The sequence below is a fragment of the Nonomuraea sp. NPDC050643 genome, from assembly GCF_040654715.1.
GTDB lineage: Bacteria > Actinomycetota > Actinomycetes > Streptosporangiales > Streptosporangiaceae > Nonomuraea.
Genome location: NZ_JBFAIM010000050.1, coordinates 1 through 20099 on the forward strand (window position 1 = coordinate 1; position 20099 = coordinate 20099).

General features: G+C 73.0%; 17 protein-coding genes. 6 read left to right on the top strand and 11 right to left on the bottom strand.

Annotated features, from left to right (window positions below; all coding sequences use genetic code 11):
- Window positions 1–484: FAD-dependent oxidoreductase (locus tag AB0I15_RS45020; protein ID WP_358110814.1), on the bottom strand; the 484-nt coding region annotated here is incomplete at its 3' end.
- A complete protein-coding gene (locus AB0I15_RS45025) occupies window positions 481–987 on the bottom strand; it encodes a helix-turn-helix domain-containing protein (RefSeq protein ID WP_358110817.1) in 507 nt (168 codons plus the stop codon). The genes AB0I15_RS45025 and AB0I15_RS45020, both read right to left, overlap by 4 nt.
- Window positions 988–1018: 31 nt before the next feature.
- On the opposite strand from AB0I15_RS45025, the gene AB0I15_RS45030 reads away from it, so the two are divergent.
- Window positions 1019–2614 (top strand): FAD-binding oxidoreductase, encoded by a 1596-nt coding sequence (locus tag AB0I15_RS45030; RefSeq protein ID WP_358111118.1) that lies wholly within the window; start codon window positions 1019–1021, stop codon window positions 2612–2614.
- A 42-nt stretch (window positions 2615–2656) separates the two neighbouring features.
- Here AB0I15_RS45030 and AB0I15_RS45035 read toward each other — a convergent pair whose 3' ends face one another.
- Window positions 2657–3070, bottom strand: coding sequence for a hypothetical protein (locus tag AB0I15_RS45035; RefSeq protein ID WP_358110820.1), 414 nt, complete (start codon window positions 3068–3070; stop codon window positions 2657–2659).
- 425 nt (window positions 3071–3495) lie between these two features.
- On the opposite strand from AB0I15_RS45035, the gene AB0I15_RS45040 reads away from it, so the two are divergent.
- Both AB0I15_RS45040 and AB0I15_RS45045 read left to right on the top strand, forming a co-directional pair.
- Window positions 3496–4692, top strand: coding sequence for a metallophosphoesterase (locus AB0I15_RS45040; RefSeq protein WP_358110823.1), 1197 nt, complete (start codon window positions 3496–3498; stop codon window positions 4690–4692).
- Window positions 4693–4726: 34 nt separating this feature from the next.
- Window positions 4727–6295: a bifunctional 3'-5' exonuclease/DNA polymerase gene (locus AB0I15_RS45045; protein WP_358110826.1), complete on the top strand. Its 1569-nt coding sequence runs from the start codon at window positions 4727–4729 to the stop codon at window positions 6293–6295.
- Between the two features lie 57 nt (window positions 6296–6352).
- On the opposite strand, the gene AB0I15_RS45050 is transcribed toward AB0I15_RS45045, so the two are convergent.
- The 8 genes from AB0I15_RS45050 to AB0I15_RS45085 all read right to left on the bottom strand — a co-directional run bounded on the left by AB0I15_RS45050 (window position 6353) and on the right by AB0I15_RS45085 (window position 16482).
- Window positions 6353–7546, bottom strand: coding sequence for an MFS transporter (locus AB0I15_RS45050; protein WP_358110829.1), 1194 nt, complete (start codon window positions 7544–7546; stop codon window positions 6353–6355).
- 151 nt (window positions 7547–7697) lie between these two features.
- Window positions 7698–8513, bottom strand: a complete 816-nt coding sequence (locus tag AB0I15_RS45055) for an MOSC N-terminal beta barrel domain-containing protein (protein WP_358110832.1) — start codon at window positions 8511–8513, stop codon at window positions 7698–7700.
- Entirely contained in the window at window positions 8510–9709 is a 1200-nt protein-coding gene (locus tag AB0I15_RS45060) for a Cmx/CmrA family chloramphenicol efflux MFS transporter (RefSeq protein ID WP_358110836.1), read from the bottom strand. Before AB0I15_RS45060 ends, AB0I15_RS45055 begins: the two co-directional genes overlap by 4 nt.
- A gap of 56 nt (window positions 9710–9765) precedes the next feature.
- Entirely contained in the window at window positions 9766–10338 is a 573-nt protein-coding gene (locus AB0I15_RS45065) for a TetR/AcrR family transcriptional regulator (RefSeq protein ID WP_358110839.1), read from the bottom strand.
- A 41-nt stretch (window positions 10339–10379) separates the two neighbouring features.
- The gene (locus tag AB0I15_RS45070; RefSeq protein WP_358110842.1) at window positions 10380–12596 is read right to left on the bottom strand and encodes a protein kinase; all 2217 of its coding nucleotides are present in this window, start codon (window positions 12594–12596) and stop codon (window positions 10380–10382) included.
- Window positions 12597–12721: 125 nt separating this feature from the next.
- Window positions 12722–14137: a DUF1116 domain-containing protein gene (locus tag AB0I15_RS45075; RefSeq protein ID WP_358110845.1), complete on the bottom strand. Its 1416-nt coding sequence runs from the start codon at window positions 14135–14137 to the stop codon at window positions 12722–12724.
- A gap of 78 nt (window positions 14138–14215) precedes the next feature.
- Window positions 14216–15568: an FdrA family protein gene (locus tag AB0I15_RS45080; RefSeq protein ID WP_358110848.1), complete on the bottom strand. Its 1353-nt coding sequence runs from the start codon at window positions 15566–15568 to the stop codon at window positions 14216–14218.
- Window positions 15565–16482 (bottom strand): DUF2877 domain-containing protein, encoded by a 918-nt coding sequence (locus tag AB0I15_RS45085; protein WP_358110851.1) that lies wholly within the window; start codon window positions 16480–16482, stop codon window positions 15565–15567. The genes AB0I15_RS45080 and AB0I15_RS45085 overlap by 4 nt, the downstream gene beginning before the upstream one ends.
- A 130-nt stretch (window positions 16483–16612) precedes the next feature.
- On the opposite strand from AB0I15_RS45085, the gene AB0I15_RS45090 reads away from it, so the two are divergent.
- From AB0I15_RS45090 to AB0I15_RS45100, 3 genes are all read left to right on the top strand, one after another.
- A complete protein-coding gene (locus AB0I15_RS45090; RefSeq protein ID WP_358110854.1) occupies window positions 16613–18214 on the top strand; it encodes a PucR family transcriptional regulator ligand-binding domain-containing protein in 1602 nt (533 codons plus the stop codon).
- Between the two features lie 11 nt (window positions 18215–18225).
- A complete protein-coding gene (locus AB0I15_RS45095) occupies window positions 18226–18429 on the top strand; it encodes an RNA-binding S4 domain-containing protein (RefSeq protein ID WP_358110857.1) in 204 nt (67 codons plus the stop codon).
- A 152-nt stretch (window positions 18430–18581) separates the two neighbouring features.
- Complete coding sequence (locus AB0I15_RS45100; protein WP_358110860.1) at window positions 18582–19961, top strand: solute carrier family 23 protein; 1380 nt, start codon at window positions 18582–18584, stop codon at window positions 19959–19961.
- The last annotated feature ends 138 nt before the right edge of the window (window positions 19962–20099 follow it).

The following is a 20099-nucleotide window of genomic DNA, read 5'->3' on the forward strand; positions in this document are numbered from 1 at the left end:
CGGTGAGCAGGTCGCCCTCCAGCCGCAGCGCACCGTCCCCCGGCAGCACCACGGTCGCCGTCACCACCCCTTCGGCCAGCGCCGCCCGCAGCCCGTCGCCGAGCCGGTAGCCGGACATCACCAGCGCCGCCTGCCGCCGGCTGACGCCCGAGGTCAGCGGCAGCAGGTACGGGTGCGCCCTCACCAGGTGCGGAGCGGTCCTCCGCAGCAGGATCCCGCGCTCGGCCGCGCTCTCGTAGGCGATGCCCACCTGCCCCTTGGCCAGGTAGCGCAGGCCGCCGTGGATCATCTTGGAGCTCCACCGGGACGTCCCGAAGGCCAGGTCGTGCGCGTCGATCGCGGCCACGCTCAGCCCCCGGGACGCGGCGTCCAGCGCGGCGCCCGCGCCGGTCGCGCCCAACCCCACGACCAGCACGTCCACCCGCTCCTCGGCCACTCGGCGCAGCTCGCGGGAGCGTCTGGCGGCGTTCAGCGAACTCTTCACAGGTAGGCCTCCAGCAGGGCGGCGAGCTCGGCGTCGAGCTCGTCCAGCGTCACGGGGTCGAGCATGGTCGGCGCGGACAGCAGGAACGACTGGGCCACCAGCAGCACCGCCCGCGCTTTACGGGGATCGCCGAGCACCCGCTCGAGCACCTCGAGTATCGCCTCGTGGCTCGCGCCCCTCCGGTCCAGCAGGTAGGGCATCAGCAGCTCGGGGTCCGCCTCCACGATCTTGCGCCAGAGCGGGTGCGCCCGCAGCCCCCGCACGCCGGCCACGACGGCCCGCACCGGGTCCGACATGTCCAGATCGGCGATGACGCGCACCCATTCCCTGGTCATCAGGTCGGCCACCAGCGTGCGCACGTCGGGCCAGCGGCGGTAGAGCGTCATCCGGGACACCCCGGCCCTGCGCGCCACGTCCGTGAGCGTGGTCCTGCGCACCCCGTAGGCCAGCACGCAGTCACGGGCCGCGTCCAGGACGGCCTCATTGTGACGAATCGACGTCATGTGTCACAGTGTAAGGGTGATTGGAGAACCCATGCTGTGGTCGGGCTGGGGCGACCCCGCCCAAGCCCGCGAGCTGCCCGAGCCGATCCGCGGGCTCCTGCGCGACCTGCTCGGCGTGCGCGCGCCGGACGCCCCCGCCGCCACGCTGGAGTCGGTCCGGCTCCCGCCGGCCGCCCTGCCCGGGCCGCTCCTCGCCGCCCTCGCCGGGATCGCCGGCGCCGCGAACGTGCGCACCGGGCACGAGACCCGCGTGCGGCACACGCGTGGCAAGTCCACCCCCGACCTGCTGCGCATGCGCGTCGGGGACGGCTCCGACGCCCCCGACGCGGTCGTGCTGCCCGGCTCGCACGAGGAGGTGGCCGAGCTGCTGCGGCTGTGCTCCGAGGAGCGGATCGCGGTCGTGCCCTTCGGCGGCGGCACCTCCGTCGTGGGCGGGCTCGCGCCGGCCCGGGCGGGCTTCACCGGCGTGATCGCCCTCGACCTGGCGCGGCTGGACCGGCTGCGGTCGGTGGACGCGGAGTCGATGGTGGCCGAGTTCGAGCCGGGCGTGCGCGCTCCCGAGGCCGAGCGGCTGCTCGCCGCCCACGGGCTGACCCTCGGCCACTTCCCCCAGTCCTTCGAGTACGCCACGCTCGGCGGCTTCGCCGCGGCCCGGTCGAGCGGCCAGGCCTCCGCCGGGTACGGCCGCTTCGACGACATGGTCGCGGGCCTCACCCTGGCCACCCCGTCGGGAACCCTGGAGCTCGGCCGCGCCCCCAGATCGGCGGCCGGGCCCGATCTGCGCCAGCTCGTCCTCGGCTCCGAGGGCGTCTTCGGCGTCATCACGTCCCTGCGGCTGCGGGTGCGCCGGGCCCCCGCCGAACGCCGGTACGAAGGATGGCGGTTCGCGTCGTTCGCGGCCGGTTCGGCGGCCATGCGCGCACTCGCCCAGGAAGGACCGCTCCCGTCCGTGCTGCGCCTCTCCGACGAGACCGAGACGATGATCGGCCTGGCCAAGCCGGAGGCGATCGGATCGGGCGGATCGGGCGGATCGGGCGGCTCAGGCTGCCTGCTGATCGCGGGCTACGAGGGCACCCCGGGCGCGGGGGTCCCGCTGGAGGAGCGGCGGCGCGCGGCCGCCGCCGTGCTGGCGCGGCTCGGGGGCGAGCCTCTGGGGGAGGAACCGGGGCTGGCGTGGGAGCGGGGCCGGTTCGCGGCGCCGTACCTGCGTGACTCGCTGCTCGCGGCCGGGGCCACGGTCGAGACGCTGGAGACGGCCGGGTTCTGGGCGAACCTGCCGCGGCTCTACGACGCGGTCAGGCTCGCCCTGCTCGGCGCGCTCGGGTCGCCGCTGGTGATGTGCCACGTCTCCCACGTGTACGAGACCGGCGCCTCGCTCTACTTCACCGTCGTGACCCCGCAGGACGCCGACCCGGTGGCCCAGTGGGAGCGGGCCAAGGCGGCGGCGAGCGCGGCCATCGTCGAGGCGGGCGGCACCATCACGCACCACCATGGAGTCGGCCGCGACCACCGCGACGCCTACGGGCTTGAGCTGGGCCCTCTCGGCGCGGCCGTCCTGCGGGCCGTCAAGGGCGAACTCGACCCGGCGGGGATACTCAACCCGGGTGTGCTCATCCCGGGCCCGTAGCCGCGTCTCGGACGCCGGGCCCGGTCCTCCTGGGAGGGGACGTCAGTCAGGGGGCGGGATCCGGTCGGCTTCGGCCAGCGTCGCGGCGGCCTCGCTGTAGCGGTGGAGGGCCTCGAGCGCCTTGGCCAGGCAGCCCAGCGAGACCACCAGCGGGGCGCCGCCGGACGAGCGGGTGAGCGCGACCGCCTCCTGCGCCATGGGCAGCGCCTCCGTGGCCCGGCCCCGCCCGAGCAGGAGCGTGGCGCTCGTCTGCAGGCAGCGGGCCAGCAGGACCGTGTGCGCCTCCGGCGCCTTCTCGGCGAGGACCCTGCTCCGGGCGACCGCCTCGCTCGCGCTGCTGAGCGCGGCGCCCCCGCCCCAGCGGGGCCGGGACAGCGCGAAGGCCAGCAGACCCTCGATGGCCTCCACGTCGGAGGAGCCTCTGCGGGTCGCGTCGTCCGGGCTGTTACGGGTCATGGGAGCCTCCCATCGGACGGTCCCAACCGCTTGCTTGGGGGGTGAGGGTACACCATTGTGAACCCCCCGTGTTCCCAGCGGTACGGAGCGTTCAGGATGCGCAATGGGTAGATCACGGTAAAGATGTGGTCATGGTGGAAGTCGCGGCTGAGCGTGGAAAGCAGCTTTCCTCCCGGGTGTCGGAGGAGGGTGCGGGTTGGTCCTGCACGCAAACGGGGACGTTCGCGCAGCTCAGGCCCAATAAGCACGGATTCACCTGGTTGAATTTACGTACGCTCTGGCTGTCCCGCAACGAGATCCTGGCGGGGTTGTTCGGTGACCCGTCGGGCGAGGTTCGGGCGCGCTGGGTGGAGGCGCAGGAAGCGCGCGGGATAGACCCGGAATTTCACATCAAGCCACCTGTCGGGGGAAATTTCAGTTTCCTCTTGCTCGGCGATACCGGAGAAGGGGACGCCTCTCAGTACGCGGTGGTTCCGGCCATGGTTCAACTGGGGAAAGGGACATCCTTCGCCGTCATCGCCAGTGACGTGATCTATCCGACGGGATCGGGCAACGACTACGGGGACAAGTTCTTCCGCCCGTACCAGGACTACAACGCCCCCATCTACGCCATCCCCGGCAATCACGACTGGTACGACGGGCTCGGCGGCTTCATGCGGGTCTTCTGCGACGCGCCGCCGCTCAAGCCCACGCCGGACCGCGGGCTGCGCGGGCTGCTGTGGCGCAGGCCGGAGACGATCGACGAGGCGCGGCTGGCCGAGGCGCGGGCCCTGCGGGGCAAGCCGGAGCAGCAGGCCACGCAGCCGGGGCCGTACTGGGTGATCGAGAGCGACAGCCTGCTCATCGTGGGCGTGGACACCGGCATCAGGAACGTGATCGACCAGGCGCAGACCGCCTGGCTGCGCCGTGTCTCGCTCGACCCGCGCCCGAAGATCCTCGTGACCGGCAAGCCGATCTACACCGGCAACGTCTACAAGCCGTCGCCGCTGGAGGGCGGCGGGACGATCGACGACATCGTGCGCGACCCGGCGCACCGGTACGTCGCGGCCATCGGCGGCGACGTGCACAACTACCAGCGCTATCCGGTCCAGGTGGGCGACCGGGTCATCCAGTACGTCGTGTCCGGCGGCGCCGGCGCGTTCATGCACGCCACGCACACCATCCAGCGGGTGGACGTGGCGGACGTGCACGAGGACGCGTTCAAGTGCTACCCGCTGCGCGGCGACTCGCTGTCGTTCTACAGCCAGCTCTACGCCAGGCGGCTGCGGATGAAGTGGATCTACCTGACGCCCTCCGAGGCGGCGTGCATCATGTCGCAGCACATCAAGAACGAGCCGGTCAGGACGCCCGAGGGGCCGGTCGTGATCACCCGCAGGATGCGGTGGGCCGCCCGGCTGCTGGGGGCCTGGCCGTGGCCGCTTCGGCTGCCGGTGGACAAGGTGTTCCACCGGTTCCTGTCCGAGTTGTCCGACTGGGACACGCCGCCGTTCTTCAAGCAGTTCCTGCACGTCTCGGTCACGCCCGACGAGCTGACCCTGCGCTGCTTCGCCGCCACCGGCTGCCTGGCGCAGGAGTTCGAGCCGCCGCTGGAGGACGAGGTGCGCATCAGCCTGGCCCGGTGAGATTCTGTCGGGGCCGTTTGGCACCCTTGACCACGTGTACGTCGTGGTCGCAGGGGAGACGGTGCTGCCGGTCGGAGGGTCGGCGCGCCGTCCCGCCGGCCTGCCCGGGGCGGTCGGGGAGCTCGAGGCGGCCGAGGGGCCCCGGTGGGTGTGGGCCGAGACGCGGGAGGCGTACCTGCCGCTGCTCGAGCAGGGTGTGCGGGTCGCGCGCTGTCACGACCTCGCCCTGACCGAGGGGCTGCTGCTGGCCCACGAGGGCCGCTACGGCGAGTCCCGCACGGCCAGGGCCGCGCACGCCAGGCTGCGCGGGCTGCCGGTGCCCGAGGAGCGCCCGAGCGCGCCCGGCACACTGTTCGCGCCCGAGCCGCTCGGCGCGGAGGCGGTGGCGGAGGTGCTGGCCGACCAGCTCGCGCGCATCGCCGCGCTGCCCGAGCCCGGCAGGTTCCGGCTGCTGGTGGCCGCCGAGTCGGCCGGGGCGCTCGTCGCGGCCGAGATGTCGCACGACGGCATGCCGTGGCGCAGAGACGTGCACGACGCGCTGCTCACCGAGCTGCTCGGGCCGCGTCCCGTGCACGGCATGCGGCCGGCCAAGCTGCAGACGCTGGCCGACGAGGTGGCGGCGGCGTTCGGCCATCAGGTCAACCCCGACTCCGTGCAGCAGCTCGTCAAGGCGTTCAAGGCCGCGGGGGTGGCGCTCAAGACGACCAGGTCGTGGGAGCTGAAGAAGATCGACCATCCGGCCGTGGCGCCGCTGCTGGCCTACAAGGAGCTGGCCCGGCTGTTCAGCTTCCACGGGTGGGTGTGGGCCGACCAGTGGGTGCGGGGCGGGCGCTTCCGTCCCGAATACGTGGTGGGCGGCGTCGTGTCCGGCCGCTGGGCCACCAGCGGGGGCGGCGCGCTGCAGATCCCCAAGGTGATGCGGCGGGTCGTGGTGGCCGACGAGGGCTGGGCGCTGATCGTGGCCGACGCGGCGCAGCTCGAGCCGCGCGTGCTCGCCGCGATGGCCGGCGACGTGGGGCTGGCCAGGGCGGCCGGGGAGATCGACCTCTACTCGGCGCTCGCGCAGTCGTTCGGCGGCGAGCGCGACAACGCCAAGATCGCCATGCTCTCCGCCATGTACGGCGGCACCAGCGGCGACGCCTCCAAGCTGCTGGCGGTGATGCGGCAGCGCTTCCCGAAGGCCTACCAGTTCGTCGAGGACGCGGCCAAGGCGGGGGAGGAGGGCCGGCTCGTGCGCTCCTGGCTGGGGCGCACCAGCCCGCCGCCGTCGGAGCGGTGGAGGGAGCTGGTGTCGGGGCCCGAGGGCAACCGGGCCGCGCGCGACCGGGGCCGCTTCACCCGGAACTTCGTGGTCCAGGGCACGGCCGCCGAGTGGGCGCTGGCGCTGCTCGCGGTGCTGCGCGGCAGGTTGCCCGAGCCGGCCAGGCTGGTGTTCTTCCAGCACGACGAGGTGATGGTGCACTGCCCGGCAGAGCAGGCGGAGGAGGTCATCGCGGCCGTGACGGCGGCGGCGGCCGAGGCGAGCAGGCTGCTGTTCGGGAGCACGCCGGTGCGGTTCCCGATGGAGGCGGTGGCGGTCGAGTCCTACGCCGACGCCAAATGACCCACCCCATGACCCACCGGATCCTCCGGCGCGCCCGCCCGGCGTGTGACCCCCAGGTCAGAGACGCGTGCGGCGCCAGATGGCGGTGAGCCACAGGCCGGCCAGCGCGACCATGACGCCCACGACCAGGCCGAGCATGCCGTAGCCGAACCAGCCCACGATGGCGCCGGCCACGATGGTGCCGGTGGCGCCGCAGACGTTCATCAGCAGGTCCGACAGCCCCTGGACGGCGGGGCGGCGGTCGATCGGCACCGACTCCGTGACCAGCGCCGACCCGGCCACCAGGCCGCACGACCAGCCCAGTCCCAGCAGTACGAGCGCCGCCGTCACCTGCCACACCCGGTGCCCGGCGGTGCCGGCCAGCGTGGCGGCGCTCAGCAGCAGGCCCATGCCGAGCACGAGCACCGGCACCTTGCCCGCCTTGTCCGCCAGCCAGCCCACGACGGGCGACATGACGTACATGCCGGCGATGTGCAGGCTGATCACCAGGCCGATGACGTCCAGGTTCGAGCCGTCGTGGTGGAGCTTGACCGGGGTCATGGACATCACGGACACCATCGCCGTGTGGCTGACCGCGATCATGACGAGGGCCCGGCGGGCCATCGGGGTGGTGCGCAGGGTCTGCCAGGCGGTCCTGATCGTCCGGTTGCGCCCGGGCCCCGTACTCGGGGTGCCGTCGAGGTCGCGGGCCAGCGTGAGCGGGTCGGGGCGCAGGAAGCCGATGATGACGACCAGCGCCAGGGCGAAGGCCAGCGCCGCGAAGGCGAACGGCCCGGCCTTCTCCACCAGCCCGAGCCGCATGCCGATCTGGTCGGCGGGCTTGGCCAGGTTCGGGCCGGCCACGGAGCCGATCGTGGAGGCCCAGACGACCAGGGACAGGTGCCGGGCCGCGCGGTCCTTCGGCGCCAGGTCGGTCGCCGAGTAGCGGGCCGCCAGGCTGCCCGCGCTGCCGCCGCCCACCAGGACCAGGCCGACCAGCAGCAGCGGCCAGGTGCCCAGGCTGATGGCCAGCACCGAGATCGCGCAGCCGGCCAGCGCCGCCACGTACGCCAGCGACAGGCCCGCGCGGCGCCCGCCGCTGCCCGACGCCCTGGCGGTCGGCAGGGCCAGCAGCGCCGCGCCGAGCACGGTGGCCGTGCCCGCGAAGCCGCTGATGACCGTGGAGCCCGAGAGCTCGTCCACGACCACCGAGCTGAGCGCCAGCCCGACGGCCACCCCCACCCCGCCCACGATCTGCGCCGCGGACAGCACCGCCAGGGTGCGACGCTGGACGATCCGAATCCGGTCAGAGGAAGAGACAGTGGGCTTTGTGGGGGCACTCGTCACCCGTGAAGTCTCGCATAGCCCCTAACATCACCCCAAAGGTGACGGTGAACCTTATCTATCGGGAAAGTCGCCTTTTTCAGAGAATGGTGACGGAATCCCCTTGGGCGATATGGCCGGGCGCGTCCGGGATCAGGTTGATGCCGAACCACACCTTGCCGTCACGCTTGCGGAACCTGGACAGCGTCCTGATGGGCTCCTTGCCCTTGAGGTAGGTGGCGGTGTCGATCGTGGTGAGCACGCAGCGGTCGCAGCCCTTCGTCACGCGGAACTCCACCTCGCCGATGCGCAGGCGCTTCCACTCGTCCTCGGCGAACGGCGTGCCGGTCCCTTCGATCACCACGTTGGGCCTGAAACGGTGCATGGGCAGCGGCTCGGGCGGCTCCTCGCCGCGTTCGAGCGCGGTCTCGGCGATCCAGTCGTCGAGCCGGGCGAGCGAGGCGGTGGTGGTGAGCAGCAGCGGGTAGGCGTCGGCCAGGCTGACCCGGTCGTCCGGCCGCCCGTACGCGGGGTCGACCGGGCGGCGGGCCGGATCGTCGAGCCACTTGAGCCGGACCGGCCGCCCCAGCAGCGCGGACAGCCACCCGGCGGCGGCGTCCCCGCAGTCGGTGAGCCGGATCGGGGTTCCGCGCATGTCCACCGCCGAGACGCGGGCCGACGGCACCACCCGCAACGGGGCGGCGTGCGGGCCGGTCAGCGTGAGCCCGCCGTCGTCCAGCCGGGCGAGGCAGGCCAGCAGGAGCGGCTCCTGGCGGGCGGTGATCATGGTGTCGTGTTCGTCGGCGACGAGGTAGCGCCGGTCACCGGCCAGCCCCCACGGCTCTACCTCGGCCCGCTCGACCTCATGCCCGCCGGTGGACTTGACGGGATAAAAGTGGATGCTCCCCAGCCTCATACGGCCGACCGTATCTCACCGGCCTGAGCGGTCCCGACGAGCGCGGCGCTCCTTCGGTGCAGGCCGGCGGCCAGGGCGACGGCCCCCAGGGCCACCACGCCGATCGCCGCGCCGATCCACGCGACGGAGGCGTAGCCGAGGCCCGCGCCGATGGCCAGGCCGCCCAGCCAGGGGCCGGCGGTGATGCCGACGTTGAACGAGGAGACGTTCACGGCGGCGGCGAGGGTGGGGGCGTTCCTGGCCAGCGCGAAGGGGCGGGCGTTCAGCGCCGGGTTGGTGCCGAAGCCGAACGCGCCGAGCAGGAAGACCAGCGGTACGGCCAGCAGCGCGACGGTCGCCGACACGGCCAGGGCCGCCGAGGTCAGGACGAGGCCGGTGACCCCGACGGCCAGGACGGCGAAGGGCCGCGCGTCGGCGATCCGGCCGCCGATCGTGATGCCGATGAGCGCGCCCACGCCGTACAGGGCCAGGACGGCGGGCACCCAGGCGGGGTCGAGGCCCGTGGTGCCGGCGAGCAGGGCGCTCAGGTAGCTGAAGGACGAGAGCAGGGCGCCGGTGGTCAGGGCGGTGGTGCCGTACGCGAGCCAGAGTTTCGGACTGGCCATCGCGCGCAGCTCGGCCGGGACGCTCGGCGCCGCCCCTGCCTTGGGCCGGCCGCCGGGGATGGTGGCGAACACGCCGGCGCCCGCCAGCACCGACAGCCCCGCGACCGCCCAGAACGCCGCCCGCCAGCCGAGGTGCTGGCCGATGACCGTGCCCAGGGACAGCCCGATGATCGTGGCCACCGTCAGCCCGCCGGCCAGCACGCTCATGGCCTTGGCGCGGGCATTGGCCGGCACCAGGCCGATCGCGGTGCCGGCGGCCACGGCCCAGAATCCGGCGTAGACGAACGCGCCCACGACGCGGGTGGCGAAGAGCATGCCGTAGCTCGACGTCAGCGCGCCCGCGACGTGCGACAGGGCGAAGATCGCCATGAACGCCAGCAGGACCGTACGCCGGGGCAGGCGCAGCGTGAGCACGGCCAGGACGGGCGCGCCCACCAGCATCCCGATCGCGAACGCCGAGATCAGCAGCCCCGCGTCCGGCACGGACACCCCCAGATCCGCGGCCATCTCGGGCAGGAACCCGGCCAGCATCAGCTCCGAGGTGCCCTGGGCGAAGATCGACAATCCCAGGATGTAGACCGCCAACGGCACGGCGACCCCCTTCAACAGTTTTGGATGGATCGGTTCAAAATCGGCGCGCGAAAAAATCAGAGGACGTCCAGCGCGGTGTTCGCGATCGACTCGAGCGTGGCCCGGTCCGCCCCGCCGCGGGCCGCCACGCGCAGGCCGCTGACCGTGGCGGAGACGAAGTTCGCCAGGGCGAGCGGGTCCTTGCCCGGGCCGATCTCGCCGCGAGCGCGGCCTCGCTCGATCGCGCCCCGTACGAGCTCGACGCGCTTGCTCGTGTCGCGGCGCAGCAGCTCGGCCGCCTCCGCGTCGTGTGGGGCCACCTCGACCAGGGAGTTGACCACCAGGCAGCCGGGCGGCTCGGCGGGGTCGGGCTCGACCGCCCACCACAGGACGGTCCTGATCTTCTCCCTGACCGGCAGGTCGGCCTCCATCAGCTCGGCGAGCCCGGCGTTGCGCTCGTCCATGTAGTGGCGCAGCGCCTTGCCGAACAGCTCCCGCTTGCTGGCGAAGGTGTTGTAGATGCTGCTGCGCCCGAGCCCGGTGGCCGCGCACAGGTCCTGCGTCGAGGTGGCCTCGTAGCCCGCGGTCCAGAACGCGCGCATGGCCGCCTCGACCGCACGGTCCTCCTCGAACGTCCTCGGTCGCGCCATGACGCGCACGCTACACGTTTTGGAACGATCGGTGCAATTCGTCAGGTGCTCTGCCGGAACGTGTCGAGGAACACCTTGCGCGTCTCGGCCTGGTCGTCCCACTTGAGCTCGGGCAGGTCGAACGTGACCTTGAACGCGGCGGTGTCGTCGATGGAGACGTACCGGGTCAGGGCGTGCATGGGGACGCCGTTGGCGGTGGTGTAGGTGTACTCCCAGTCGGCGGCCTGCCAGCTCCGGTACTCCACGGACTGGAGCTGCACCTGGATGTAGCTCTCCAGCCCGCCGTCGGCCTCCTGGCGGCCCAGCTCGGACAGCCCGCCGTCGGCCTGCGGGGCCGCGCGCTCCACCACGATCCGCATGGCGGAGTCCTTCGGCCCGTTGAACGTGGCCACGCCGCCGGAGGCCGCGAGCCGCCACGTCTCGGGCACGGCCGCGGAGAACCCGGCCTGGGTGTGCTGCTTGTAGCCCTCGGGCGCGGTCGCGGCGGCGCTGCCGCGCGGCGTGGCGCTCTCCGTGGCGGAGAAGGTCGTGGCGGCGGGCGGCGTCTCGGGGGCCCCGCTCGTCAGGATGATCACCACGGCGCCGACGACGACGGCCACCGCGGCCAGCCCGCTCAGGATGAAGAGCATCGTGGGCCGGCTCTCGCGGGCCCACGAGGCGTCGTCCTCCTCCGGCCGGCGCCAGCTCTTGCCTGTGCGGGGCCCGGCGCTGGGCAGCGTGGCCAGGCGGCTGCGGCCGATGTCGCGCGACAGGCCGCGCGACTGCTCGCGCAGGTCGTCGGGCGAGGCCAGGGGCCAGGGGGTGGCGGCGGAGGAGGTGCGGCTGTCCGTGGTCAGCGGCAGGATCGGCTGCGGATGCGGGCCCGACGGCGTGCCCAGGTCGTCGTCGAGGTCGGGGGTGATCCGGTTCGGTCCGAGCCCGGGCGGCGGGCCGAACGGCTGGTGCGGGCCCGACGGGCCGCGGAGCGGGTCGTGCCCCTGAGGGCCGGACGGGCCGCGGAGCGGATCATGCCCCTGGGGCCCCGACGGGCTGGAGAGCGAGTCGTACGCGTGCGGGCCCGACGGGCCGGCGAGGGAGTCGTACATGCCGGCCAGCGAGTCGTGGGCGCGCGGCAGCGGCGGCAACTGGTCGGTGCGGTGGCTGCCCGACGGGCTCGTCATGCCGTCGTAGGGAGGCATCGAGTAGCCGCCGGACGGGCTGTTCAGCGGGTCGTACGGCACCCGCACCGGCCCCGAAGGCGTCTCCACGATGCGCGAGGGCATCGGCCCCGACGGGGTGTCCAGCGGCGGCAGCAGCCCCGCCGGGGTGGGGTCGGCCTGGCTGGGCAGCGTCTCGGGCGGGCGCGGCCGGGCCGAGCCGTGGGCGCGCAGCACCGCCTCCAGCATCTCGACGACCTGCTGGGAGGTCAGCCGCTCCGCCGGGTTCTTGCGCAGCAGGCCCTCGATCACCGGCATCAGCGAGCCGGCCCGCTGCGGCGTGATGGGGTCCTGGGTGAGCACGGAGCCGAGCACCGCGACCGGGTCGGGCCCCTCGTAGGGCGGGCGGCCCTCGACGGCGGCGTACAGGGTGGCGCCGAACGACCACAGGTCGGCGGCCTGCGTGATCGGCTGCCCCGACAGGCGCTCCGGCGGGATGTACGCGGGCGACCCCATGAGCAGCCCGGTCTGCGTGATCGTGACGTCGCCCTCGATGGCCGCGATGCCGAAGTCGGTGATCACCACCCGGTCGGAGGTCAGCAGCACGTTGCCCGGCTTGATGTCGCGGTGCAGGATGCCGGCCGCGTGCGCGTGCGTGAGCGCGTCGAGCACCCGGATGCCGATCTCGGCGGCCTGGATCACCGGGAGGGGCCCGCTCTGGCGTACGGCCTGCTCCAGCGACCACGCCCGGACCAGCTCCATCACGATCCAGGGGCGGCCGTCCTCCTCGACCACGTCGTGCACGGTCACGATGCCGGGGTGCGTCAGCCGCGCCGCCGACCTCGCCTCGCGCAGCATCCGCCGGTGCGCCACCTGCATGCCCGCACGGTCGAGCCCGTACGGCAGGATGAGCTCCTTGACCGCCACGTCCCGGTCGAGCAGCACGTCATGCGCGTGCCACACCATGCCCATGCCACCTCTGCCGACGGGCGACATCAGCCGGTAGCGCCTTCCGATCAGGCGTCCCTGGCTCTGCGAAGCGCCCCCCGCGGCGCCTCCCTCTTGGCCGGGTCCGCTGAGCAAGCGGTCGGCTGCCATGTTCCCGCCCCCATCTCGCCTCATCCGTCACGTGCGTTTCCACGCTACTTGCAGATTTCCTGTGGCCTGAGGTTCGTTACGATATCGGCGGTTAATCCGCAAGGGAAGCTGACACTGTCTTACAAAAGCCCTGACGTGCGGTTATGTCGCTATTCAAATCGATCACTTACTTCGTCCGCCAATGCGGTCAAGGCGGTGGTGAACGCCTCGATGGGCGGTTTGACCAGGCCAGCGCCCACCTGGCCCGTCCCCGCGACCCGTCCGGCGATGCCGGTGTTGACCACGGGCAGCAGACCGGTCCTGGCGACGAGCGTGATGTCGATGCCGACCGGCGTGCCCCGGAAACCGAGGCTCGGAATCTGGTGCACCGGATGTTCGGCGAGCGTGATCTCGTACATGGAGCGGGTGGCCCGTACCGCGTCGGCCACCTCGCCGCCCACGAACCGCACGATGGCCGGTGAGGCCGCCATGGCGAAGCCGCCCAGTCCGGACGTCTCGGTGATCGTGGAGTCGCCGATGTCCGGGTTGGCGTCGGCGGGGCCGTACGTGCCGAGGTAGAGGCCGTCGGGCACGCCCGCCGGGCCGGTGAACCAGCGGCCGCCCAGGCCCGACACCTGGACGCCGAAGTCGGTGCCGTTCCTCGCCATGGCGACGACCAGCGAGGAGCCGGGGACGTCGCGGGCCGCGTCCGTGGCCGCCTTGGCCGCGGCCATCCCGATGTTGAGGAAGAAGTGGTCGTTGCCGTTGATGAAGCGCAGCACCGCGGCCGCGTCGCCGGGGGCGGCCTCGACCACGGCCGGGGCCAGCTCGCGCAGGAGGAGCGAGGTGGCGGCGCGGTTGCGGTTGTGCAGCTCGTCGCCCATCTGCAGGGCCTGGGCCATCAGCGAGCGCAGGTCGATCGGGCCCGTGCGCTCCAGCGTCGCCGCCAGGGCCGGGCCGAGCACGCGGTCCATCCAGCGCAGCCGGTCGAGGACCTCGGGGCCGTACGCGCCGTACCTGAGCACCTTGCCCAGGCCCTCGTTGAGCGAGCAGTAGGCGGTGCCACCGTGCTCGTCGTCGCGTACCTCGAACAGCCACATCGACGGGCTCACCACGCCCGCCATCGGCCCGACGGTGGCGCGCTCGTGGCAGGGGCGCAGCTCGACCGCGCCCGCCGCCAGCCTGTCGCCGGCCTCGTGCTCGTCGCCGGCCAGGCCCTCCAGCAGCATCGCGCCGATCAGCGCGCCGCGCATCGGGCCCGACGCGCGCTCCCAGGTGATGGGCGGGCCCGCGTGCAGGAACGTCCCCTCCTCCAGCACCTCCGACGCCCTGCGCACGCCCACGAGATACGGGCGCGCCGAGATCAGCCTGGCGACCGCCCGCTCGTTGGCCGCCTGCCTGCGCGGGTCGGCCAGCACCGTGGCCAGGGCCCGCGCGGTGCCCGGCAGGGGCGGCCGCCACTCCACGGCGGTCGTCGGCACGGCCTGCGCCCTGAGCGCCTCGTCGAGCAGCCCCGCCCCGACCGTGATCACACGCGCGGGCGCGGCGAGCAGGCTCCCGGCGGGAGCGGGGTCGGGCGCGTTCACAGGAGGCTCCCGGGCGTGGTCCGGGGATCGGGCGCGTTCACAGGAGGCTCCCGGGCGTGGTCTGAGGGTCGGGTGCGTTCACACGAGGCTCCTGGCGTGGCGGGCGGCCTGGGCGTTGGAGGTGAACACCGCCGCGCCCGCCTCGCGGAACGCGGCGGCCTGGCGGTGCAGGTCCTGCGGATCGCCCTCCGTCCCGATCAGGGCGATGACGACGGTGGCCGGGGTACGGGCGACGGCATGGGCCAGCGAGGCGGCCGGATCGGGGTCCGCGCCGTGGCCCAGGACGACGTCCAAGAGCACCACGTCGGTCTCCCGCGCGTGGCCGAGGGCCTCCACCCGCAACGTCGGGTCGATCATCGGATGCGCCCGGCCCCTGGTGTAGGCGTCGTCCCCGTAGTCGACGAAGTCGCCCTGCCCGGCGACGGCGGCGGCCTCCACGCTCAGTGTGCCGCCGGCGTACAGGCCCTTGATCGTCTTGGCCGGGGACCGCCTGCCCGGCCACGCGGGCCAGGACGGCCACTCCGGGACGGGTCGGCCGAGGGCGCGCAGCGCCTGCTCGGTCGCCTCGGTGAGGTCGGGCGCGCCCTCGCCCAGCAGCGCGCGTACGACGGGCGTGCGCAGCCGTTCCTCTCCCAGGGCCGCCGCCACCTCGGGGGCGGGTGGCTTGGAGATGAGCACGATCAGCTCCGTGGCCGGATCCTCGTCCAGCATGCGCAGGGCGCGGCGCGTCGACAGCCCGCCCACCTCGGCCGACAGGTCCCGGCCGCCCACGCCGAGCACGTGGCTGACGCCGGTGCCCGCCCAGTCGAGCAGGGACGTCACCTGCTGTGCGCCGGTGCCCGACGCGGCCACGACGCCGACGGGGCCCGGCGACAGGACGTTCGCGAAGCCCAGGCCCGCGCCGCCGATCACGGCGGTGCCGCAGTCGGGCCCCATGACCAGGACGTCCCTGGCCTCGGCCAGTTCCTTGAGCCGGCGTTCCGCGGCCGGGCTCACGCCGTCGCTGAAGATCATCACGGGCAGGCCGGCCTCGATGGCGTCCAGGGCCTCGAAGAAGGCGTACTCGCCCGGGGTCGAGACGAGGACGAGGTCGGCCTCCACCCTCGTGGCCGCCGAGCGGGTGGTCAGCGGCGGCTGGTCCGCGGGCTGGTCCGTCTCCCGGGGGCGGACGGCGGTGAGCTGCCGGTCGGCCTCCTCGACGGCGGCCCGCGTGTCGCGCGCCCGTACGGCGATCAGCAGGTCGCCCGGGTCGGTCTCGGGGACGTCGAAGCCCAGCTCCCGCAGGATCGACACGTTCAGCTCGGTCGCCATGGCGACCATGGCCGCCGCCACCCCGGGCAGCTCCGACAGCGCGCGGCTGACGCGCATGAGGGTGACCGAGTCGTGGTAGGCGCCCCTCCGTACGAGCACCGTCTGCGGCAGGCCGTTCACTTCTGCCCGCTCAGCTCGAGCACCGCGGTCACCCCGATGGCGATGCCTTGGGCGAGGTCGGCGCCCGAGGTGTGCCCGAGGCGGTGCAGGCGCCGCAGCGCCGGCTCCAGCGCCTGTCGGCCGGCGACGCCGCGCAGCACGGCCGTCACCTCGGGGCTCGCCTCGCCCCGGGCCGCACAGTGCAGGAGCGTGGCCGAGATGGGCGTCGTGCGCGTACGCGCGTCGAACGTCACCGTCGCCGCCAGCCAGTCGGCCAGCCACACCGCCCGCCCGGCCCCCACCGCCGCGCCCAGGTGCCGCAACGTCACCAGCAGCCCCGCCAGCACGTCGTCGCCGCTCGGCGTCAGCCCCGGCCCGAGCCCCATGAGCTGCTCGGCCGCCGTCACCACGCCCACCAGCCACCCCTTCGCGCAACTGCTCGCCAGCAGCTCCACGGCGCGGTTACCGGCCAGCCCCGGCGACGGCGGCCCGCCCGGAGGCGCTCCGGCCCGTCCCGTCCCGGCCATGGTCGTCCGCCCGAGCCGCGCCGGATCGTTCAGGAGGGCGGCGGCGTGCGCGAGGCGGCCCGCATCGAACGCGCCCAGCGGCGGGGCCGGATCCCACCAGCGGCGCACGCTCAGGCTCAGCGGCCCCAGGTCGACCACGCGGTCGCCCACCAAGGCGTCATCACCCACCGTGACGTGCGGCAACGGGGTGGCCAGCAGCACCGAGTTGGGCAACCGGGTCGCCTCGCCGGTGATGACGGCGATCACCGAAGGCTCCAGGTCGGTCCTGACCTCGAGATAGACCCCTTCGGGAAACGCGGCCAGCACCCGGGCGGGCCGGCGCTGGGCCTCCAGGACAGGGCGCACCGCCGCGCTGGCCGCGCCCGTGACGTGGACGCGGGTACGCCGGGCGTGAGTACTGACGGTCACCGGACCTCCCAACCGAACTTGGACCTGACCGTAGAACGGTCCGGGAACCCTCCGTACGGAGAAATTTGCCAACAGTCAGCGAGAAGGTTGGCTCTTCCTGACAGACCGCTTCTGGGTTCACAATCTCCCCATGGAGCCCCCCGTCCGTCTCGCCAGCACCGGAACGATCATTCACGGCGTGTCCGTCGGAGAGGTGCTCGGCGTGTCCACCCTCGCCGACGCCAGGCTGCTCGCGGGGGAGAACGGGCTGGGCCGCATCGTGCAGCGGCTCAACGTCATGGAGGTCCCCGACATCCTGGCCTGGGTCAAGCCGCACGAGCTGCTGCTGACCACCGGCTACCCGCTGCGCAACACGCCGCAGTCGCTCGGGCGGCTGGTGGCCGACCTCGACGAGCGCGGGCTGGCCGCCCTGGCGATCAAGCTCGGCCGCTACGTGGACGAACTGCCCGACGAGATGGTCGAGCAGGCCGACCGGCTCGGCTTCCCGCTCATCCTGCTGCCGAACGACGTGGGCTTCGACGACATCCTCAACCAGGTGCTGACCGACATCCTCAACCGCCAGGCCGCCGTGCTGGCCCGCGCCGAGGAGGCGCACCGGGCGCTCGTGCAGGTGGTGCTGGCCGGCGGCGGGCTCAACGAGGTCACCGCCGAGGTGGCGCAGCTCCTCGACGTGTCGGTCGCGGCCGTCGACGGCTCCGGCCACGTCCTGGCCACCGCGGGCCCCGCCGACCACGTCGCCGTCCTGCGCGAGTCGATCTCCCGCGAAGGGCCGCCGACCTCGCCCGCGCCCGGCCGCGTCCGCTCCTTCGCCTCGGTCCCGGTCCTGGCCGGAGGCCACCACCACGGCAGGATCGTGGCCTACAGCGCGTCGGAGGCCATCAGGGACAGCGACGTCGGCATCCTCGAACGCGCGGCCACCGTCGCCGCCCTCGTCGTCACCCGGCAGGAGGCGGTCAACGCCGTCGAGAGCAAATACCGGGCCGACTTCCTGCGCGACGTGCTCACCGGGCGGGCCGGCACGGCGGAGCGGGTCACCTCCAGGGCCAGGGCGTTCGGCTGGGACCTGGCGCGCCCCGTGACCGTGCTGGTGGCCGAGCTCGACCCCGACGGCGACGAGCGCAGCGCGCAGGACCGCCTGGTGGCGTGCTGGACCGCCGCGATCAGGCGGCACGACCCGCGCGGGGCGGTGGCGGGGTTCTCGCACGAGGTGGTGGCCGTGGTGGACGCCGCCCTCGACGCGGCCCGCGTGGCCAAGGACGCCGCCTCGGCCTTCGCCGACGTGCCGCCCGCCACGTTCTCGACCGGCACCTCGCGGCCGAGCCCGGGGGCGGTCACGCTGCCGGAGGCCTATTCCCAGGCGCTGAAGGCGGCCAGGGTCGGACGTCAGCTCCACGGGCCGGGCGCGGTGGCCCACTTCGACCAGCTCGGGGTGTACCGGCTGCTGTCGCTGGTCAACGACACGGACGAGCTGCACGCGTTCGTACGGGAGACGCTCGGGCCGCTGGCCGGCGACGACGACGCCGAGAACGCGGACCTGCGGCGCACGCTGCAGGTGCTGCTGGAGACCAACCTGAACGTGGCGGAGACGGCGCGGCGGCTGCACTTCCACTACAACACGCTGCGCTACCGGATCGGGAAGCTGGAGCGCATCCTCGGCAACTTCACCGACGACCCGCACCTGCGGCTCAACCTGACCCTGGCCCTGCACGTGCTGCGGATGCGGGGCATCTAGGCTCTAGGGTCGTGGACTTCGAACTGCGCTCCGAGTACATCCCGCTGTGCGACCTGCTGAAGTACTGCGGGATCACGGACACGGGAGGCATGGCCAAGCACCTGATCGCCGAGGGGATGGTGATGGTGGACGGCGAGGTGGAGCTGAGGAAGACGGCCAAGATCCGGGCGGGGCAGGTGGTCAGCGGCGACGGGTTCTCGATCAACGTGGAGTAGGCCGGGGACATCTACGAAAAGTCACCACGACATTACTCGTTGTTTACTGGCATCGTTCGCGCCGATGGAAAAAGAAACGGCCCCCTGACGGGGGCCGTAGTACCCGGGAACGTAGCCCCGGGCGGGTGACTTCATGTTAGGGCGTGGTGGCGGTGCGCGACAAGCCGAATCCGGAGATGGAGCGGGTCGGTGTCCATATCGACGGATTCAACTTGTACTACGGCCTGCGGGAGCTCGGCGGGCGGCGCTTCCTGTGGCTCGATCTGCGGTCCATGGTCACGCGCGTCCTGCGGTCGCATCAGCGGCTCGAGGCGCTCACCTACTTCACCGCCACCATTCGCAACGATCCGCCCGCCATCGCGCGGCAGGAGGTCTACCTGGCGGCGCTGGAGAGCGTCGGTGTGCAGGTCGTGCCGGGCAGAGACCAGGAGCAGCAGGTGCGATGCCATGCGTGCGGGCGCACGCGCCGGACCTACGCGGAGAAGCAGTCCGACGTGGCGCTGGGCGCCGCCATGGTGTCGGACGTGGCGACCGGCAAGGTCGACGTGGTCATGCTGGTGTCGGCCGACTCCGACCTGTGCGCGGCGGTGCACGCGATCAGGCGGATCGACCAGGAGCGCGAGACGAAGACCAGGGTGGTCACGGTGTTTCCGCCGCGGAGGCGCTCCGAGAGCCTGCGGCTGGTCAGCGACGCGTGGCCGAAGGATCCGTGGGTGGCGCTGCTGACCATGGCGGCGACGTTCGTGTTCATCGGGGTGTTCCGCGGGTTCCTCGGGCGGATCGGGGTGCTGCTCGGGCTCGTGTTCGGGTTCGTGCTGTCGTGGGTGTGGGATCTCGTGGGCGGGAGGATCACGGCGCCGGACGACAGCGGGGCGGTGACCGAGCACTTCCGGGTGAACCTGGAGGGCGTCGCCCAGGCCGACTGGATCGGGCTGCCCTCCCTGCACGGCCCCGTCTTCGAGGTGTCGGCCATCGTGCTGGTGCTGCCCGTGCTGCCCGTGGTGATCGCGCTGATCGCGGAGAACGTGGGGCACGTCAAGGCCGTGGGGGAGATGACGGGCACCGACGTGGACGGGTACATGGGGCGGGCGGTGCTGGCCGACGGGGTCGGGACCGTGGTGGCGACGTCGGTCGGCGGGGCGGCGACGACGACGTACGCGGAGAACATCGGGGTCATGGCGGCCACCAGGGTCTACTCCACGGCGGCCTACTACATCGCGGCGGTCATCGCGATCCTGTTCGGGCTCTGCCCCAAGTTCGGGGCGCTCATCGCCGCCACCCCCGGCGGGGTGCTGGGCGGGGTGACGACCATCCTGTACGGGATGATCGGCCTGCTCGGCGCCAAGATCTGGATCGAGAACCGGGTGAACCTGTCCGACCCGGTGAACCTGGTCCCCGTCGGCGCGGGGATCATCTGCGCGATCGGCCCCGTCGCGTTCCCGATCACCGGCACCTTCGCGCTCAGCGGCATCGCGCTCGGCACGATCGTGCTGCTGGTCGGCTACCACCTGCTGCGCGTCACCCGGCGGTAGCCCGCAAGCCCCTCACAGGGGAGCCGGAGGCGTGTGCGCGAGGTTGTGTCTGGTGAACGGCGCAGATTTGGCAGATCATGCCCGTGTAGGAGCGTGCCACCGGGCCTAATGTGCCCGCAACGGAACGTCTCGCCGGCT